The 16,475-nt window shown below is 69.3% G+C and carries 17 protein-coding genes; 10 read left to right on the top strand and 7 right to left on the bottom strand.

The annotated features are described in order from the left end of the window. Nucleotides 1-318 precede the first annotated feature (318 nt). The 3 genes from murD to P6166_RS09320 all read right to left on the bottom strand — a co-directional run bounded on the left by murD (nucleotide 319) and on the right by P6166_RS09320 (nucleotide 5,767). Nucleotides 319-1,737: a UDP-N-acetylmuramoyl-L-alanine--D-glutamate ligase gene (gene murD, locus P6166_RS09330; protein WP_277764187.1), complete on the bottom strand. Its 1,419-nt coding sequence runs from the start codon at nucleotides 1,735-1,737 to the stop codon at nucleotides 319-321. Further along, nucleotides 1,718-3,073, bottom strand: coding sequence for a UDP-N-acetyl-alpha-D-muramoyl-L-alanyl-L-glutamate epimerase (gene murL, locus P6166_RS09325; RefSeq protein WP_277764186.1), 1,356 nt, complete (start codon nucleotides 3,071-3,073; stop codon nucleotides 1,718-1,720). The genes murD and murL overlap by 20 nt, the downstream gene beginning before the upstream one ends. Before the next feature lie 84 nt (nucleotides 3,074-3,157). Then, nucleotides 3,158-5,767: a bifunctional aspartate kinase/diaminopimelate decarboxylase gene (locus P6166_RS09320; RefSeq protein ID WP_277764185.1), complete on the bottom strand. Its 2,610-nt coding sequence runs from the start codon at nucleotides 5,765-5,767 to the stop codon at nucleotides 3,158-3,160. A gap of 82 nt (nucleotides 5,768-5,849) precedes the next feature. Here P6166_RS09320 and P6166_RS09315 point away from each other — a divergent pair, with 82 nt between their 5' ends. Together P6166_RS09315 and P6166_RS09310 are read left to right on the top strand one after the other, a co-directional pair. After that, nucleotides 5,850-6,701 carry a PhzF family phenazine biosynthesis protein gene (locus P6166_RS09315; RefSeq protein WP_277764184.1) on the top strand — a complete coding sequence of 284 codons (852 nt, stop codon included), beginning with the start codon at nucleotides 5,850-5,852 and terminating at the stop codon, nucleotides 6,699-6,701. Between the two features lie 33 nt (nucleotides 6,702-6,734). Next, entirely contained in the window at nucleotides 6,735-7,622 is an 888-nt protein-coding gene (locus P6166_RS09310) for a PhzF family phenazine biosynthesis protein (RefSeq protein ID WP_277764183.1), read from the top strand. Between the two features lie 6 nt (nucleotides 7,623-7,628). Here P6166_RS09310 and P6166_RS09305 read toward each other — a convergent pair whose 3' ends face one another. Continuing rightward, a complete protein-coding gene (locus P6166_RS09305) occupies nucleotides 7,629-8,252 on the bottom strand; it encodes a glycine zipper 2TM domain-containing protein (RefSeq protein WP_277764182.1) in 624 nt (207 codons plus the stop codon). 442 nt (nucleotides 8,253-8,694) lie between these two features. Here P6166_RS09305 and P6166_RS09300 point away from each other — a divergent pair, with 442 nt between their 5' ends. Continuing rightward, nucleotides 8,695-8,997, top strand: a complete 303-nt coding sequence (locus tag P6166_RS09300; protein WP_277764181.1) for a hypothetical protein — start codon at nucleotides 8,695-8,697, stop codon at nucleotides 8,995-8,997. A 170-nt stretch (nucleotides 8,998-9,167) separates the two neighbouring features. Here P6166_RS09300 and P6166_RS09295 read toward each other — a convergent pair whose 3' ends face one another. After that, a complete protein-coding gene (locus P6166_RS09295; protein ID WP_130318931.1) occupies nucleotides 9,168-9,605 on the bottom strand; it encodes an OsmC family protein in 438 nt (145 codons plus the stop codon). Between the two features lie 185 nt (nucleotides 9,606-9,790). On the opposite strand from P6166_RS09295, the gene fusA reads away from it, so the two are divergent. The 6 genes from fusA to P6166_RS09265 all read left to right on the top strand — a co-directional run bounded on the left by fusA (nucleotide 9,791) and on the right by P6166_RS09265 (nucleotide 14,725). Continuing rightward, nucleotides 9,791-11,824, top strand: coding sequence for an elongation factor G (fusA, locus tag P6166_RS09290; RefSeq protein WP_277764180.1), 2,034 nt, complete (start codon nucleotides 9,791-9,793; stop codon nucleotides 11,822-11,824). Between the two features lie 165 nt (nucleotides 11,825-11,989). Then, nucleotides 11,990-12,388, top strand: coding sequence for an HU family DNA-binding protein (locus P6166_RS09285; RefSeq protein ID WP_277764179.1), 399 nt, complete (start codon nucleotides 11,990-11,992; stop codon nucleotides 12,386-12,388). A gap of 129 nt (nucleotides 12,389-12,517) precedes the next feature. Then, the gene (locus P6166_RS09280) at nucleotides 12,518-13,075 is read left to right on the top strand and encodes a M23 family metallopeptidase (RefSeq protein WP_277764178.1); all 558 of its coding nucleotides are present in this window, start codon (nucleotides 12,518-12,520) and stop codon (nucleotides 13,073-13,075) included. Nucleotides 13,076-13,179: 104 nt separating this feature from the next. Next, a complete protein-coding gene (locus P6166_RS09275) occupies nucleotides 13,180-13,476 on the top strand; it encodes a DUF3861 family protein (RefSeq protein WP_277764177.1) in 297 nt (98 codons plus the stop codon). A 53-nt stretch (nucleotides 13,477-13,529) separates the two neighbouring features. Then, nucleotides 13,530-14,060, top strand: a complete 531-nt coding sequence (locus P6166_RS09270) for a hypothetical protein (RefSeq protein ID WP_277764176.1) — start codon at nucleotides 13,530-13,532, stop codon at nucleotides 14,058-14,060. 71 nt (nucleotides 14,061-14,131) lie between these two features. Further along, nucleotides 14,132-14,725: a DUF1439 domain-containing protein gene (locus P6166_RS09265; RefSeq protein ID WP_277764175.1), complete on the top strand. Its 594-nt coding sequence runs from the start codon at nucleotides 14,132-14,134 to the stop codon at nucleotides 14,723-14,725. Nucleotides 14,726-14,733: 8 nt separating this feature from the next. On the opposite strand, the gene P6166_RS09260 is transcribed toward P6166_RS09265, so the two are convergent. Both P6166_RS09260 and P6166_RS09255 read right to left on the bottom strand, forming a co-directional pair. Continuing rightward, the gene (locus P6166_RS09260; RefSeq protein ID WP_277764174.1) at nucleotides 14,734-15,276 is read right to left on the bottom strand and encodes a type 1 glutamine amidotransferase domain-containing protein; all 543 of its coding nucleotides are present in this window, start codon (nucleotides 15,274-15,276) and stop codon (nucleotides 14,734-14,736) included. Between the two features lie 86 nt (nucleotides 15,277-15,362). Next, a complete protein-coding gene (locus P6166_RS09255; RefSeq protein ID WP_277764173.1) occupies nucleotides 15,363-15,830 on the bottom strand; it encodes an SET domain-containing protein-lysine N-methyltransferase in 468 nt (155 codons plus the stop codon). 176 nt (nucleotides 15,831-16,006) lie between these two features. Here P6166_RS09255 and P6166_RS09250 point away from each other — a divergent pair, with 176 nt between their 5' ends. Continuing rightward, nucleotides 16,007-16,465, top strand: a complete 459-nt coding sequence (locus P6166_RS09250) for an SUF system Fe-S cluster assembly regulator (RefSeq protein WP_130318923.1) — start codon at nucleotides 16,007-16,009, stop codon at nucleotides 16,463-16,465. Nucleotides 16,466-16,475 lie beyond the last annotated feature (10 nt).

Genomic DNA, 16,475 nt, shown 5'->3' with positions numbered 1-16,475 from the left:
CGCCCCGCGCCGCCGGTGCGGTTGTGCACACTGCATGTGGATGGCCGCGGGAGAAGCCTGTGGACAACCGTGCGAGCGCCTTGCGGCGCAAGCCTCGCCACCACGATGGCGAAAATTTCACCGCAGCGAAAACGCTTCTCCACAGCCCATGTGGATGATCCCCGGAGAAGTTTGTGGATAACCGTCCACGCCGCTTGTGCCGCAAGGCGCAACGATACATTGGCGAAGAAATGACCACCCACTTTTGATCGCGCTTCGATCGCCGATCCGCCGCTGGAAACCCTCGGGCGTCCGCGCGAGGAAACCAAACCGCCGACCTCAGGCGACGCCCAACCCCGGGATCGCACTGATTGCCTCCGGATCAAACCCGGCAAGCGAAGCGAAGTGGCGCCCACGCGCCACGTAGTCGGTGTATGCACCGAAGCTCGGCGCGCCCGGCGAAAGCAGCACCACGCCGCCGGCCTCCCCCAGCGCCGCTTGTGCCAGCGCCACCGCCTCGGGCAGGTCCGCGGCCGCATGCAGCCCGAAGTGCCCGGCCTGCGCCGGCCCTTGCAGCAACGCATGGATACGCGGGCCGTTCGCGCCCATCGTGACGATTTCCACCGGCACCTGCGCATCGCCGGCCATGTGCGCGGCGAAGTCGTGCCAGTCCAGCCCGCGGTCGTGGCCGCCGACCAGCACCGCCACCCGCTGCCCCGGGAAGCAGGCCAGCGCGGCCAGCGTGGCGTGCGGCGTGGTGCTGATGGAATCGTTGACGTAGCGGATGCCGTCGCGCACGCCCATCGTCTGCAGGCGGTTGGGTAGCGGCTGGAACGTCAGCGCCGCCGGTGCCAAGGCCGCCGCATCCAGCCCCAGCGCCTCGATCGCCGCGAGCACGGCGCACAGGTTGCCGCGGTTATGCCGGCCCGGCAGCGGCACGCGCGCCGTATCGAACACCGCCACCTCGCCGCGATGCACCACATCACCGCGCAGGTGCCAGCCTTCGGCGTGGTTGAACCACCGCACCTCGCTGGCGGTCAGGCTGGGGGCCAGTGCCACCAGGCGCGGATCTTCCGCGTTGAGCAGCGCGATGCGCGGCGCCGCCTCGGTGACCAGCGACAGCTTGTCGGCGATGTACTGCGCCTCGCCACCGTGCCAGTCCAGGTGTTCGGGGAACAGGTTGAGCACCAGCGCCAGCTGCGGGCGCACGCCGCTGCGCGCGACCTCGCGGGTCTGGTAGCTGGACAGCTCGATCGCCCAGTACTGCGGCGGCGGCACCGGATCGAACAGGTCCAGCAGCGGCAGGCCGATGTTGCCGGCCAGCGCGGTGCGATGCCCGCCAGCCCGCAGCAGGTGCGCGAGCAGCGCCGTGGTGGTGCTCTTGCCCTTGGTCCCGGTGATGCATACCGCCCCCGGCACCACGCCGCCCGGCTGGGCATGCGCGCCGAACCACAACGCGGTGCCGCCCACGAAATGCGTGCCGGCTTGCGCCGCGGCCTGCGCCTCGGGCCGGTTCGGGCTGATGCCCGGCGATTTCACCACCACCGCGAAACGCGACAATGCCGCGGCGGTGGCTTCGGTCTCGACCGACAGATTCGCATCATCCAGTGCCTGCGCCTCGGCGACCTCGTGGGCGCCGCAGAACAGCGTCAGCGGCTGGGCCGGCAGCGCGGCGCGGATCGCGCGGTAGGCCGAGCGGCCTTCGCGACCCCAGCCCCACAGCGCGACCGCCTGACCCTCAAGCTGCGAAATTCGCACGCACGCGCTCCCACAGCGCCGCGGGAATGCGATGTTCGCCGCCCAGTTCCAGCTGCGGCGCCAGCGCCAATTCGTCCGCCGGCAGCTGGGGCTGGATCTCGCGCGCGAAACGCTTCACCAGCACGTCTTCCTTCCATTCCGGCCGCGCCGCCAGCGTGGCCATCGCCGCGCGCGATTCGCGCCCCTCGCCCACGCATTCGAACGGCTTGTGGTCCTGGAACTCCAGCAGCGCGTCGAAGCCGCCGGCCTGGCTGGCGTCGTCGAGCAGGTTGCGGCCGAAGATCTTGACCAGCCGCGTCTTGGGCATGAACGGCGCCAGCGCCAGGAACACGAAGTGGCACTTCGGGCACACGCCGCACCAGCGGTTCACCGGGCGCTCGCCCATGATGTGGAAGTTGCGGTTGCAGCTGGAGAAATGCGCGTCGTAGTGGTCGGTCTTGGCGAACTGCCGCGCCACCGCCAGTTCCGAGAGCGGACGCAGCAGCGAGTAATAGTGCAGGTCGGCGGCGACGTGGCGCTCGACGTATTCGCCCAGCGCCTGCTCCAGCGCCCAGCCCTTGGACCACTGGTGGTTGACCTCGCCGGTGCCCGGGATCTGGCTGCCGTAGCTGGCCGAGCGCTCGTTGGAGAACACCACCTGGTCGGCACCGGTGAGCAGGGCGGCGAGCAGCATGATCACCGAATTCACCGCCGTGACCGGGATATGCCCGTTATAGGCGCCCTGGCGGTTGAGCTCGAACAGCTCCGGCGCCAGGGTGCGGCCGAGGTTGAGCGTCGGCAGGCCGGTGCGCTCGGCGCAGGCGCGGATCAGCTGCGAGCCGCCGATCCACGTCACCGTCTGCGCGACCCCGGCCGCGCGCAGTGCCTCGATGCTGACCAGCGAATCCTTGCCGCCGCCGATGGCGACCAGCGCATGCGCCGGCAAGCCGACCTTGCGGGCGACCGGCGCGGGCGCCGCGCCGACCGGCAACTTGAAGCGGCCGCGCAGGTTCAAGCCATTGCGATAGGCGAACTCGCCCAGGCCATGCAGGTACAGGTCTTCGACCAACGCGGCGGTGGCCGCGTCGATCTCGTAGTCGTCGATGGCCACCTGCGACGGGACCGCCGCCTTGTAGTAGCTCACGCCGGCGAACAGGTGCAGCAACCGCAGGGCGCGCTGCACCGCTTCGGCGCGGGCGCCATCCAGCTGGAACGGCGCGCCCGGCACGGTGATCGTTTCCACCATTTCCGGGCCCTGGTCGAAGGCGTAGACCAGCGAGGCGACGCCGCTGGCGGCATCGAGGCCGCAGCGGACGAAGCGGAAGCGGGAGACCTGGGTCTTGTCGAAAGCAGTCATGGAATTTCCGGGGACGGACAGCCCGGTTTTCGCGCGCGGGGGTGCGCGGCCGGGCGGATCATGTGGGGGGTATGGAAGGAAGGCTCAAGCGGCCGGCGCATCGATCACATCCTCGCGCGGGAGTTCGCGCTGGTTGTAGGTGCTGGCCATCGAATAACCATAGGCGCCGGCATCGGCCACCAGCATCACGTCGCCCGGCGCGGTCGCCACCGGCAGCTGGCGGCGCTTGCCGAACACATCGGAGGATTCGCAGATCGGGCCGACCACATCGAACGGCCCACGCGCGGCATCGTCCAGCCGCGAGAGGTTCTCGATGTCGTGCCAGGCGTCGTACAGCGCCGGGCGGATCAGCGTGTTCATGCCGGCATCCAGGCCGACCCGGTGGATACCGTCCTTCTCGATCACCTGCGTCGCGCCGGCCAGCAGCACGCCGGATTCGGCGACCAGGAAACGGCCCGGCTCGATCGCCAGGCGGAACGCCGGATGCACCGCGCGCACCTCGGCCAGGCCGGCGCCCCAGCGCTCCAGGTCGAACGGCTCGTCCTCGGCGCTGTAGGGAATCGGCAGGCCGCCGCCGATGTCGATGACCTCCACCGTGCCGATGCGGCGCGCGAAGCCGGCGAGCTCGTCGAACATCAGCCGCCAGTGCTGGCTGGTCTCCACGCCGCTGCCCAGATGCGCATGCAGGCCGGTGATGGTGATGTCCAGTGCGCGCGCGGCATCGACGAACTCGTCCACGCGCGAGGCCGACAGGCCGAACTTGGACTGCTTGCCGCCGGTGTTCACCTTCTCGTGGTGGCCGTCGCCGTGGCCCAGGTCGATGCGCAGCCAGATCTGCTTGTGGCGGAACACCTCTGGCCAATGGCGCAACGCCTCGACGTTGTCGAGCGTGACGGTCACGCCCAGCGCGAAACCCGCCTCGTACTCGGCCTTCGGCGCGAAGCTCGGGGTGAACAGCACGCGGCGCGGCGAAAGCTCGGGCAAGGTGTCGAACACGCGGCGCAGCTCGCCGTGCGAGACGCATTCCAGGCCGAAGCCTTCCTGCACCAGCGCCTGCAGGATGGCCGGGTGCGAATTGGCCTTGATCGCGTAGTAGCGCTGGTCGATGGCGGGGATGGCCATCAACGCGCGCGCACGTTCGCGCACCGTGGGCAGGTGATACACGTAGCGCGGCGTGCCGGCCTCGGCCAGGCGCAGCAGGTGCGCGCGCTCGCCATGCCACCACGGCACCGGCCGCGGCCGCACCGAACCGGTGATCTCGCGCCAGCGCGGGCCGAACACTTCGCCCTCGCCCACCGGCATCGCGCCGCTGTCGATCAGCTCGGCGTGCAGGATCGGCAGCAGGCCGTCGGCATCGCTCTCATCGATCACGAACGTCAGGTTCAGGTCGTTGGACGACTGCGAGATCATGTGCACGCGCTCCTTGCCGAACGTGGCCCACACGTCGGAGAGCTTGTGCAGCAGCGAGCGCATGCCGCGGCCGACCAGCGTGATGGCGGCGCACGGCACGATGATCTTGACCCGGCAGATTTCCGACAGGTCCGCCGACAGCGCCGAGAGCACGTCGGTGTTGACCAGGTTCTCGGACGGGTCCAGCGAGACGGTGACGTTGGTCTCGGCCGAACCGATCAGGTCCACCGACAGGCCGTGCTTCTTGAACAGGTTGAACACGTCGGCCAGGAAGCCGACCTGCTGCCACATGCCGATGCCTTCCATCGACACCAGCACGATGCCGTTGCGGCGGCTGATCGCCTTCACGCCCGGCACCGGCTCGGCGGTGCCGTCGATGCGCGTGCCCGGCAGGTCCGGGCGCTCGGTGTCGAGGATCGCCATCGCCACGCCGGCGTCGCGGCAGGGCTTGATCGAGCGCGGGTGCAGCACCTTGGCGCCGGTGGTGGCGATTTCCTGCGCCTCGTAATAGTCCAGGCGCGTGAGCAGGCGCGCATCGGGCACTTCGCGCGGGTTGGCGCTGAACATGCCGGGCACGTCGGTCCAGATCTCCACGCGGTTGGCGCCCAGCAGCGCGCCGAAGTAGGCGGCCGAGGTATCCGAACCACCGCGGCCGAGGATGGCGGTGCCGCCATCGCCATGGCGCGAAATGAAGCCCTGGGTGATGAGCATGCGCGTGGGCTGGGCATCGAAGCGCGCCTTCCAGGCCGCATCGGACTGCCACTGGCACGACACCGACAGGCGCCGCGACCACTCGCTCTGGTTGGGCTGCGGCGGCAGCGCGTCGAGCCAGTCGCGCGCGTCGGCCCAGCCGATGTCCAAGCCGCTGGCGTGCAAGTAGGCCGCGCCGAGGGTGGAGGACAGCAGTTCGCCCTGGCCGAGCACTTCGGCCTGCCAGTCCAGCGTGCGGGTGGCCGCGCGCGGGTCGTCGAGCAGGCCGCGCAGCGCGGCCAGGCGTTCGCCCAGCACGGCCTCGGCATCGAGTTCGAGCTCGGCGAGGAAATCGCGGTGGCGCTGTTCCAGCGCCGCCACGCGCGCGCGGCTGTCAGCGGCGCCGTCGGCCAGGGCCGTGAGCTCGTTGGTCACGCCCGACAGCGCCGACACCACCACCAGCACGCGCGCGCCGGTTTCGTCCGCGCGTTTTTTCGCCAGTTTCCCGATCGTGTCCCAGCGATGGCGACGCGACACCGAAGTGCCGCCGAACTTGAGGACGATCCAACGATCCACGGAAGGGGAAGCTGACATGGTTAAAGGTTGTCTACGATAGGGGGATGCCGCGCCGCGAATGGACGCGGAACCCCCGATTCTACTGCCACAGGCCCCGATCATGACCGTTCGCCGATACCTCCAGCTCGATGTCTTCGCCGCCCGCCCCGGGGCGGGCAATCCGCTGGGGGTGGTGGTGGACGCCGACGGGATGTCGGAAGCGCAGATGCAGGGCCTGGCGGCGTGGCTGAACCTGTCCGAGACGGTGTTCTTCCTGCCACCCGACGAGGGTGCCGATTACCGCATCCGTATCTTCACCCCGGTGATGGAGTTGCCGTTCGCCGGCCATCCCAGCGTAGGCGCGGCCTGGGCGGCGGTGCACCTGGGCCTGGCCACGCCGCGCGGCGGCGCGCTGGTGCAGCAGTGCGCCGCGGGCTTGCTGCCGGCGCAACTGAACGGCCCGCGCCACGATCTGCGTGCCCGCGTGCGCAGCCCGCGCGCCCATCGGCGCGACGTGGCGCCGCCGGCGTTGCCGGCCGCGCTGGCGGCGATTGCCGGCAAGCGGCCGGCGGAACTGTGGAACAACGGGCCGGACTGGTGGCTGCTGGAAGTGCGCGACGAAGCCTCGCTGCGGGCGCTGCGGCCGGATTTCGCCGCGATCGCCCAGCTGCCCGGCAACGGCAAGCTCGCCGCGTTCGCGCTGTGCGACGGCAGCGACGGGTACCAGGTGGCGGTGCGCGGGTTCGCACCGGGCGTGGGCGTGCCGGAAGATCCGGTGACCGGCAGCGCCAACGCGCTGATCGGCGCCTACCTGGCCGCGCAGGGTCGCGCGCCCGGCGAGGGCCGCTACCTCGCCAGCCAGGGCCGCGAGATGGGGCGCGATGGTCGCGTGCGGGTGGAGATCGATGCCGAGGGCGAGGTGTGGATCGGCGGGCAGGTGCAGTCGGTCATCGACGGGCGGATCGACTGGTAAGCTGCGCGGCCCCGCTTTTTTGAGCCCTCGCCAATGACTTCGCGCCGTTTCCTGCAGCTGGACGTGTTTTCCGCGAGCGCCGGCGGCGGCAATCCGCTGGCGGTGGTGCTGGATGCCGAGGGGCTGGACGAGACGGCGATGCAGGCGATCGCCCGCTGGACGCGGCTGCCGGAGACGACGTTTGTGTTCCCCGCCCAGGATGCGGCGGCCAGCTATCGCCTCCGCATGTTCTCGCCGCAAAAGGAAGTGCCGTTTGCCGGCCACCCCAGCGTGGGCACCGCGCACGCGGTGCTCGAACTGGGGCTGGCGCACGCGCGCGACGGCGTGTTGGTACAGGACGGTATTGCCGGGCCACTGCCGCTGCGGCTGCACGAGGATGCGGACGGGCGCAGCATCGCCATCCGCACGCCGCGCGCGGCGGTGGGCGAAGTGGCGGCAGCCGACGATGCGCGGCTGGTCAATGCGCTACGCGGCTGGCGCCTGGGCGCCTTGCCGCCGGCGTTGATGGAAGGCGGCCGGCGCTGGTGGGTGGTCGAGCTGGCCGACGAAGCGACGCTGCGTGCGCTTGCGCCGGACTGGGACGCCATCGCCGCGCTCGCCGACCGCACGCAGGCGATGGGCGTGTTCGCCTACGCGAGCGCCGAGGCGGGCGCACCGTGGGACCTGGCGGTGCGGGCGTTCGTGGGCCTGGGCCGTCGTTTCGAGGATGCCGCATCCGGCGCGGCGAACGCCGTGCTCGCGGCGTGGCTGCACCACCGCGGCGCCCTGCCCGGCCGCGACGGCCGCTACCGGGTGAGCCAGGGACGCGAGATCGGCGCGGACGCGCGGTTGTCGTTGTTCGTCGATGCGGACGGCGAGGTGTGGTCCGGCGGACAGGTGCAGACGGTGATCCGCGGCACGCTGGACTGGCCGTCGGCCTGAGCCGGCTTATTCCGGCGCGGCTTCCACGCGCACGCGGATGCGGTCGCCGGGGTTGTAGTCGCTGTGGGTGCGGTACGTGCGGCCACCGTATTCGTAGGTGACGTCGTAGCCGTCGACGCTTTCGCGCGGCTCCGGCGCGGGGTCGCAGACGCGCACGTAGCCGCTGCGATCCTGCGGATGGTTGGCGTCGTAGACGGACTGGCCGGCCAGGCCACCGGCGACGGTGCCTACCGCGGTGCCGAGGATCTGCCCGCTACCGCCACCGAAGCGGCTGCCGACGACGGCGCCGGCGACGCCGCCGATCACCGTGGCGAGGTTGCGGCCGGCGGGATTGGCCGTCGAGGCGCCCCCGTAGCCGCCGCCGTAATAATCACCACCGCCGCCGTAGCTGCCCTGCGCGGGGCGGTCGTAGCAGCGCGGGGCCTCGCGCGCCGGGTCGCGCACGATGACCGGATCGACGCGAACCACGCGGGCGTAGTCGTAGCCCACGTCGCCGCTGTTCCTGTCGTCGTAGTAGCGGCTGTCGTCGCGATAGCCGGCATCGTCGCGGTAGCGCTGCGCCTGGGCGCCGCCTGCGGTGACCAGCCCCAGCACCAGCATGCTGCCCATGACCCAAGGGGTGGTTTTCATCGCGGCTTACCGGTGCGGGGGGAGTTGCTGCGGATGCTGGGGTTGGGGGGGTGAAACGGCACTGAATGGGGTTTGGTTTTTTTTTTGGCCTGCGGCCGGCTTTTTGGGGGTCCGGGTCGGGGGTGGGTTTGGTTGGCCTTCGATGTGGGGCGGCTGTTTGGGGTTTTGTGCACGGCCTGCGGGTGGGGGCCCATTTCGGGACACGCCGTGAACCCATCCATGGGGGCTCGTAGGCGACATCCATGTCGCCTACGGTCCCGAAAGGGGCCCCCACCCGCAGACCCGACAGATTCCCGCAATCGGACAACAACAGCAAAAGCGCACGCCCGCACTCGCACCCGCCCTGCAGGAGCAACTTCAGCCGCGATCGAAGGAATGAAAGCGAGGGGAGATTTGGAGAGTAAGAGAAGATCAGGCGAGGGCTAGGGCTGTGGCTAGGGCTGTGGCTGTGGCTGTGGCTGTGGCCTTTGCTTTGGCTGTGGCCTTTGCTTTGGCTTTGGCCTTTGATTTGGCTTTGGCCTTTGATTTGGCTTTGGCCTTTGATTTGGCTTTGGCCTTTGATTTGGCTTTGGCCTCTGCTTTGGCTTTGGCCTTTGCTTTTGCTTTTGCTCTTCCCCCTACCCACCCTCCGGCGCGTCCCAAACGAAGCGTGAAAGACAAAGCGCCTAGCGCCGGTCTGGCGGGTATGGGCGTCAGCGGGCCATGGATGGCCCGCGGCGGCGAATCGGACATGGATGTCTGCTGAGCCGTGACGACCATACCCGCCAGACCGGTGCCCGCACCGTAAGACAACGCAACAAACCGCCCAAACACGAGCGCGCCCTAAAAAAAACCACCCACAAAAAAAGAAGCGGCGCCCAAAAAATCGAGCGCCGCCAAAAAAATCCCCGCCCAAAGCGCAGGCAGAAAACAAAGTCACCCGTTAGAAAACTCACTTTCCAAAGAAATCGGCACAGCACTCAGCGCCTTGGACACAGGACAATTCTTCTCCGCCTTATGCGCCAACTCGCGAAACTTTGCCTCGTCGATCCCCGGCACCACCGCCTTGAGCTTCAACCGGATCTGCGACAGCTGCGGCCCGCCTTCCATCGACAGATCGACCTCCGCACGCGTATCCAGCGATGCCGGCGGAAAACCCGCCTCCGTGAGCTGCGCCGACAGCGCCATCGTGAAGCAGCCCGCGTGCGCGGCGGCGATCAGCTCCTCCGGATTGGTGCCCTTCTCGTCGCCGAAACGGCTGTTGAACCCGTAGCGCGTATTGTCTAGCAGCCCACTCTGCGGCGTGCTCAGCTGGCCCTTGCCGGACTTCAGGTCGCCTTCCCAGTGGGCGGTGGCGTGGCGCGAAATACCCATTGCCGAATCTCCTGCGAGGATGAAAGGAACAGCAGCATAGCCCGCCTTTCGTGACGGGTTTGTGCGTCGCAACGGGGAACACGCGCCGGAAGCGCTACATTGCGTGGGCCATGACCCCGCCCCGGCCCGCTCCGTGGCCAGGCTTCCGGACGCCATGACGCCTTCTCATCCTGGAGGAAAGGCTCATGTCCCACAGCACACGCGATATCCGCAACGTGGCCCTCGCAGGCCACCCCGGCGCCGGCAAAACCACGCTCTTCGAAGCCCTGCTGCTGGCCGGCGGCGCCCTGCAGGCGGCAGGCAGCATCGAGCGCGGCAACACCATGTCCGACCACGATCCGGCCGAACGCGAGCGCGGGCATTCCATCGACAGTACGCTGGCGTCCATCGACCAGCCCGGCCTGCACCTCAACCTCATCGACACCCCCGGCTACCCGGATTTCCGCGGCGCCGCGCTGCCGCCGCTGGCGGTGGTGGAAACCGCGGCGGTGGTGGTCGATGCCGGGCGCGGCGTGCAGCACGGCACGCGCCGTTTCATGCAGCGCGCGGAAGGACGAAGGCTGTGCCGGATGCTGGTGGTCAACAAGATCGACCAGGAAGGCGTGGATGCCGCCGCCCTGTTGGCCGACCTGCGCGACGCGTTCGGCCCGCAGGTGCTGCCGCTCAACCTGCCCGCCGAGGGCGGCCGCCGCGTGGTGGACTGCTTCGCGCATGAGCAAGGCGACAGCGACGCCGGACCGGTCGCGCAGTGGCACCGCGCCATCGTCGACCAGGTGGTGGAGATCAACGAAACCGTCATGGAGCATTACCTGGACGACGGCGAGGCGGGCCTGTCCGGCCAGGAACTGCACGAGGCGTTCGAACAGTGCCTGCGCGAGGGCCACCTGGTGCCGGTGTGCTTCGTGTCCGCACGCAGCGGCGTGGGCATCGCCGAATGGCTGCGCATCTGCCGCGACCTGCTCCCCAGCCCGTCCGAAGGCAACCCGCCGGCATTCACCGCCGACGGCGAACAGGTGACGGTGAACGCAGACCCGACCGCGCCCGTGGTGGCCGATGTCTTCAAGATCGTCAACGATCCCTTCGTCGGCAAGATCGGCGTGTTCCGCCTCTACCAGGGCACCGTGCGCAAGGACATGCCGCTGCTGGTGGACGATGCGCGCAAGCCGGTGCGCGCGGCGCACCTCTACCGCATCCAGGGCAAGGAGCACGTGGCAGTGGAGCAGGTGGTGGCCGGCGACATCGCCGCGATCGCCAAGGTCGAGGAAATACATTTCGACGCGGTGCTGCACGACCGCCACGAGCAGGACCACCTGCACCTGGCACCGACCCAGTTCCCGCGGTCCATGTTCGGCCTGGCGATTTCGCCGGCCAGCCGCGGGCAGGAGCAGAAGTTGTCGGCGGCGCTGGACAAGTTGTCGCAGGAAGACCCGGCGCTCCTGGTCGAGCACGATGCCGAAACCCACGAGACGCTGGTGCGCGGGCTGTCGGACCTGCACCTGCGGATCATGCTGGACCGCCTCACCCAGCGCCACGGCGTGGAAGTGACCACGCGGGTGCCGCGCATCGCGTACCGCGAAACGATCGGCAGCGCGGCCGAGGGCCACCACCGGCACAAGAAACAGACCGGCGGCGCGGGCCAGTTCGGCGAAGTGTTCCTGCGCGTGGCGCCGCTGCCGCGCGGCAGCGGCCTGGAATTCGTGGACGAGGTCAAGGGCGGCACCATCCCGGGGCAGTTCATGCCGGCGGTGGAAAAAGGCGTGCGCCAGGCGGTGAGCGCCGGCGCCATCGCCGGCTTCCCGATCCAGGACGTGCGCGTGGTGGTGTACGACGGCCGCCACCATCCGGTCGACAGCAAGGAAGTGGCCTTCGCGGCCGCCGGGCGCAAGGCATTCCTGGATGCGGTGTCGCGCGCCACGCCGCAGGTGCTGGAGCCGATCGTGGAACTGGAAGTCAGCGCACCGGAGGCCCAGGCGGGCGATATCACCGGCGGCCTGGCGTCCAAGCGCGCGCGCATCCACGGCACCGACAGCCGCCACGGCGAGATCGTCATCCGCGCCCAGGTGCCGCTGTCGGAACTGGAAGGCTATGCGGCGGAATTGAAGTCCGCCACCGCCGGGCAGGGTCGCTACACCCTGGATTTCAGCCATTACGAGCCGGTTCCGCCCAACGTGCAGCAGCGCCTGGTCGCCGCGCACCAGCCCGGCGCGGAGGAGGATTGAGCCGCGGGAAAAGCGCTCATGCCGATGGCCACGGCGGGTGCATCGCATTTTTTATGGCTTTTTTTGTCGATGCCCTATTGGCGGCGCGCGGCACTTGCCCTACATTTCGCGTTGCCGACGGGGTCGGCGCGACTCCACAACCCACCGTTCACGGAACAGGAAACCATGGCAAAGACCGCTAAGAAGGCTGCCCCGAAGAAGGCAGCAAAGAAAGTCGCCACCAAGGCCGCCGCCAAGCCGGCCGCTCCCAAGCCGATCAAGGAAGCCCTGAGCAAGTCGGGCCTGGTCGCCCACATCGCCGAAACCACCTCGCTGGCCGCGAAGGACGTCCGCGCCGTGCTGGCTTCGCTGGAAGGCGCCGTGCACGCTTCGATCAGCAAGAAGGGCGCGGGCAGCTTCACCCTGCCGGGCCTGCTGAAGATCACCGCCGTCAACGTGCCGGCCAAGCCGAAGCGCAAGGGCATCAACCCGTTCACCAAGGAAGAGCAGTGGTTCGCCGCCAAGCCGGCCACCGTCAAGGTGAAGGTGCGCCCGATGAAGAAGCTCAAGGACGCCGCGGTCTAATCGCCGTCCCCCAGTTTCCGCAGTACCCGACGAGACGGCCTTGCGCCGTCTCGTTGTTTTTGGGGAATGCTCATCCCGCGTGGAAGCGCCACCTGTCATGCTGGCCCGGCCATCTCACCACGGGACACCATGACGTCTTCCCCCCCTGCCTCCGGCTGGCGCAAGTCGCTGGTCACGCTGTGCACGCTGGCCGTGCTGGTGCTGCTTGCGCTGTGGGCGTGGCGGCAACCCGTCGCCGCGCAGGCGCGCATGCTGTGGACGCTCTCGCGCATGCCCGCGCCGACCGCGCTGCCGATGCCGGTGGAGGGCGTGCGTGCTCGCCAGGTAGCCGATACCTTCGGCGCGCCGCGCGGGCAGGACCGCCGCCACGCCGGCGTGGACATCTTCGCCAAGGCCGGCACGCCGGTACGGGCCACCACGCCGGGCATCGTCGTGGCGATCAGCGACCGCGGCCTGGGCGGCCGCCAGGTATGGGTGCTGGGCCCGGCGCGGGAACGCCACTACTACGCGCACCTGCGCGACTGGGCGCCAGGCTTGAAGGAAGGCGACATCGTCGCGCCGGGCACGCCGCTGGGCAGCGTCGGCAACACCGGCAACGCGCGCACCACGCCGCCGCACCTGCATTACGGGGTGTACGCCGCCGACGGCGCCCGCGACCCGCTACCGCTGCTGCGCGCAACGCACTGAACCGGACACAGAGGCTGGAACACTCCGTCATGGGGGTCCGCCTCGTGCGCATGCCCGCTCGGGCCTATCTTGGCGCTGCCTCCCCCGCTCCCATCGCCGCCGCCATGTCCAAGCAACGCTACCGCATCACCGTCACGCCCCTGGAACTCGACGGGCGCCCCGCCAGCGGCAATGCGCTGGAATTCGAGCAACGCTCCAGCGACAACTGGATGCGCACGCTGGAGAAGTTCGAGCGCCAGCGCGGCTTGTGCGGCGATCGCTGCGCCGCCTTGGCCGTGGGCATCGAACTGCTGAAGTCGGTCTCCGCCGAACCGCATGCCGAGGACCGCGCCATCGCCCACCTGCGCCCGCACCTGGACAGCCTGCTGGCCGCCGCCGCGCGCCTGCCCAAGGAGGGCTGAGGCACGCAGGCCGGCGCGCCGTTACACTGCGCTCCTCGACCGGGGAGCGTGCGATGACGATCAAGCAGGGCGTGATGCTGTGTGCGTTGCTGTGCCTGGGCGGCTGCAGCTGCCATCGCACGCCGGATGCGGAAAAGCCGGCCGCCGCCGAGGTGGCCGATGCTGCCACCCCCGAACAGGGCGAGATCGCCGACGATCCGCAGCAGGCCCAGGACGCCGCCGCGCGGCGCGCGCGCAATGCGGCGTTCTCCGCCGCGGTGTCGGTGGTGCACCAGTACCTGGCCGCACTTCCCGCGCGCACCGGCGAAGCCGACGCGATGTGGACCGGCGGACGCCCTTCCCCGGTACCGGACGATGCCAACCTGCGTTCGGTGGAGGGCTTGAACAGCCTGCGCGTGGAGACCGATGAGCCGACCGCGCTGGACAAGGCCTCGCCGCCGGAAGCGGTGGAAGTGCCGGTCCGGCTGACCGCCCGCCTGGCGGGCGGCAACCGCCACTACACCGGCTGGTACCGGCTGCGGCCGCGCGTGGACGGCAGTGGCTGGGAGATCACCTCCGCCTCGCTGCAACCCACGCTGGACTGAACGCGCCGCTCATAGGTGATTCACGGCGCGGCGCTAAGGTGGTGGCCTCACCGCCCGCACCGGATGCACCGATGAACACCCGACTGCCCTTCGCCCTCGTCCTGGCCTGCGCCCTGGCGCTGCCGCCCTCCGCCTTCGCGGCGCCCAGCGTCAAGGGCTCGCAGGTGAGCGTGGAAGCCAGCGACGTGCAGCAGTACCTGGGTGGCAGCTTTCCGCAGACCCACGATGCGCTCGGCGGTTTGCTTGAACTGACGGTCAGCCATCCGCAACTGAAGCTGCCGCCGGGCAACCGCCTCAACCTCAGTTTCGACCTGGCCATGGCCACCGCCGGCGGCGCGCCGACCCCGGTCGGCAACGTGGCGCTGAGCAGCGCGCTGCGCTACGACACCGCGCGCCAGGGGTTCTTCCTGGACCAACCGACGGTGGATGATTTCCGGCCCGCGCAGGCAGGTGGCAAGCTGGACGCGCGCACGCGCGAACTGCTCAACGTCTGGCTCACCGACTATGCGCGCCGCGAGCCGATCTACACGCTCGATCCGTCACTGGCGAGCCTGATGGGGACCCTGCAGGTCGAGTCGGCGGCCGTGGAGAACGGCCGGCTCGTGGTGCACTTCAACCAGAACGTGGAAGCGCTGGTGCCTGCCTCGTTGCTGCAGGCGAAGTAAAGCCGCTATCAGCCCGCCAGGGCCTTGGCGACGGCATCGGCGAAGGCCGGAATATCGTCGGGTTTGCGGCTGGTAATGAGCTGGCCGTCCACCACGACTTCCGCGTCCTTCCAGCGCGCACCGGCATTGGAAAGGTCCGTCTTCAGGGAAGGCCAGGAAGTGACCTCACGGTCCTTCACCAGGCCACTCTCGGCCAGCAGCCAGGGGCCGTGGCAGATCGCCGCCACCGGCTTGCCCGCCTCGGCGAACGCGCGCACGAAACCCACCGCCGCCGGCTCGCGACGCAACGTATCGGGATTCATCACCCCGCCCGGCAGCACCAGCGCGTCGTAGGCATCCTGGCGCGCGCTGCCCAGGGCGACGTCGACGGGCGTGTCATCGCCCCAGTCGGCGCTCTTCCAGCCGCGGATCTTCTGCTTGTCGTCGGGCGCGATCACATCGACCTGCGCGCCCCAGGATTCCAGCAGCCGCTTGGGCTCCTGCAGCTCGGACTGTTCGAAACCATCGGTCGCCAGGATGGCGACCTTCTTGCCGCGCAATTGGTGGGCCATGTCGGTCCTCCAGTGGAAAGGGAGGACCGAGGCTCGCGCAGCGGGCGTTGTTCACGCGTGAGCCGCGCGTGTGCGCGGCGTCGCCGTCAGCGCTTGGGCTGCAGCATCGTGCCAGTGCAGTTCTTCGAACCGCAGCGGCATTCCCAGATCTTCTTCAGCCGCGGCGTGTGGCGCTCGGCCAGGGTGATACCGTAGTTGTAGGTCAGTTCCTCACCCGGCTTGATGTTGCGGATCGCCTCGATGAACACCTTGTCCTGGCGGCGGTCGTCGCCCTCGGCTTCCTCGATCACCGCCTCGCAGTTGGGCGAGCAGCTGTGGTTGATCCAGCGCGCGTCGTTGCCCTCGTAGTTGGCGTCGATCACGTAATCGTCGCTGAGGGTGAACAGGAAGGTGTGGCCGGTCTCGACATCGCCCGCCTCGTCCGCGTCGACTTCCTGGTGGGTGCGCCGGCGGCCCTTGTACTCGATGACGCGCTCGCCCTTCTTGAGCGCCTGCACGGCGAACACGCCATTGCCGTGGATGCGGGATTTGCGGGCGGCGATCTTGCGCGTCATGAAAGCTTCCATCGGAGGGGTCGGGCATTGTGGCCCGGCAGCGCCGCCACGCCAATCCCGGTGCGTACTTGTCCTACGCCGAGCCAGGCGGTTGGCCCACCCCTGAATACGAGGGTTGGCCTGCCCGGCATGAAAGCGTACAATTTCAGTCCGCTTTCCCCCACCCGTCGCCCGCCATGCTCCGCGTCACCAAGCTCACCGACTACGCCACCGTCGTGCTGACGGTGCTCGCCGCGCGCGCCGGCGCCGTGCTCAGTGCCAGCGAGTTGGCCGAACAGGCCGGCCTGGAGACCACGACCGTCAGCAAGTTGCTCAAGCCGCTGGCCCAGGCCGGGCTGGTGGAGGGCCTGCGCGGCGTGCACGGCGGCTACCGGCTGGCGCGGCCGGCCGACCGGATCACCCTGATCGAGATCGTCGAGGCGATGGAAGGCCCGCTGGCGATCACCGAGTGCAGCCAGGACCACGGCCAGTGCGGCATCGCCCAGCAATGCGGCGTGCGCTCGAACTGGCGGCTGATCAACGACGTGGTCGCCGACGCCCTGCGCGGCGTGACCCTGGCGCAGATGCTGCATCCCCTTTCCACCACCGGCGACGGCCGGCGACGCCTGATCGCCGCCCACGTCGCCGCTTCCTGAAACGTAGGCA

Source organism: Stenotrophomonas sp. HITSZ_GD, assembly GCF_029543105.1.
In the GTDB taxonomy this organism is placed as follows: Bacteria; Pseudomonadota; Gammaproteobacteria; order Xanthomonadales; family Xanthomonadaceae; genus Stenotrophomonas_A.
The sequence above is the reverse complement of the archived record's forward strand: the minus strand, read 5'-3'. Positions and strand labels throughout refer to the sequence as shown.

Coding starts and splice junctions, on each gene's coding strand:
- P6166_RS09310 (WP_277764183.1), top strand. CDS start 6,735: ATGACTTCGCGCCGTTTCCTGCAGCTGGACGTGTTTTCCGCGAGCGCC.
- P6166_RS09255 (WP_277764173.1), bottom strand. CDS start 15,830: ATGACGCGCAAGATCGCCGCCCGCAAATCCCGCATCCACGGCAATGGC.
- P6166_RS09275 (WP_277764177.1), top strand. CDS start 13,180: ATGTCCAAGCAACGCTACCGCATCACCGTCACGCCCCTGGAACTCGAC.
- P6166_RS09305 (WP_277764182.1), bottom strand. CDS start 8,252: ATGAAAACCACCCCTTGGGTCATGGGCAGCATGCTGGTGCTGGGGCTG.
- P6166_RS09270 (WP_277764176.1), top strand. CDS start 13,530: ATGACGATCAAGCAGGGCGTGATGCTGTGTGCGTTGCTGTGCCTGGGC.
- P6166_RS09265 (WP_277764175.1), top strand. CDS start 14,132: ATGAACACCCGACTGCCCTTCGCCCTCGTCCTGGCCTGCGCCCTGGCG.
- P6166_RS09285 (WP_277764179.1), top strand. CDS start 11,990: ATGGCAAAGACCGCTAAGAAGGCTGCCCCGAAGAAGGCAGCAAAGAAA.
- P6166_RS09320 (WP_277764185.1), bottom strand. CDS start 5,767: ATGTCAGCTTCCCCTTCCGTGGATCGTTGGATCGTCCTCAAGTTCGGC.
- P6166_RS09250 (WP_130318923.1), top strand. CDS start 16,007: ATGCTCCGCGTCACCAAGCTCACCGACTACGCCACCGTCGTGCTGACG.
- P6166_RS09315 (WP_277764184.1), top strand. CDS start 5,850: ATGACCGTTCGCCGATACCTCCAGCTCGATGTCTTCGCCGCCCGCCCC.
- P6166_RS09260 (WP_277764174.1), bottom strand. CDS start 15,276: ATGGCCCACCAATTGCGCGGCAAGAAGGTCGCCATCCTGGCGACCGAT.
- P6166_RS09280 (WP_277764178.1), top strand. CDS start 12,518: ATGACGTCTTCCCCCCCTGCCTCCGGCTGGCGCAAGTCGCTGGTCACG.
- murL (WP_277764186.1), bottom strand. CDS start 3,073: ATGACTGCTTTCGACAAGACCCAGGTCTCCCGCTTCCGCTTCGTCCGC.
- fusA (WP_277764180.1), top strand. CDS start 9,791: ATGTCCCACAGCACACGCGATATCCGCAACGTGGCCCTCGCAGGCCAC.
- P6166_RS09295 (WP_130318931.1), bottom strand. CDS start 9,605: ATGGGTATTTCGCGCCACGCCACCGCCCACTGGGAAGGCGACCTGAAG.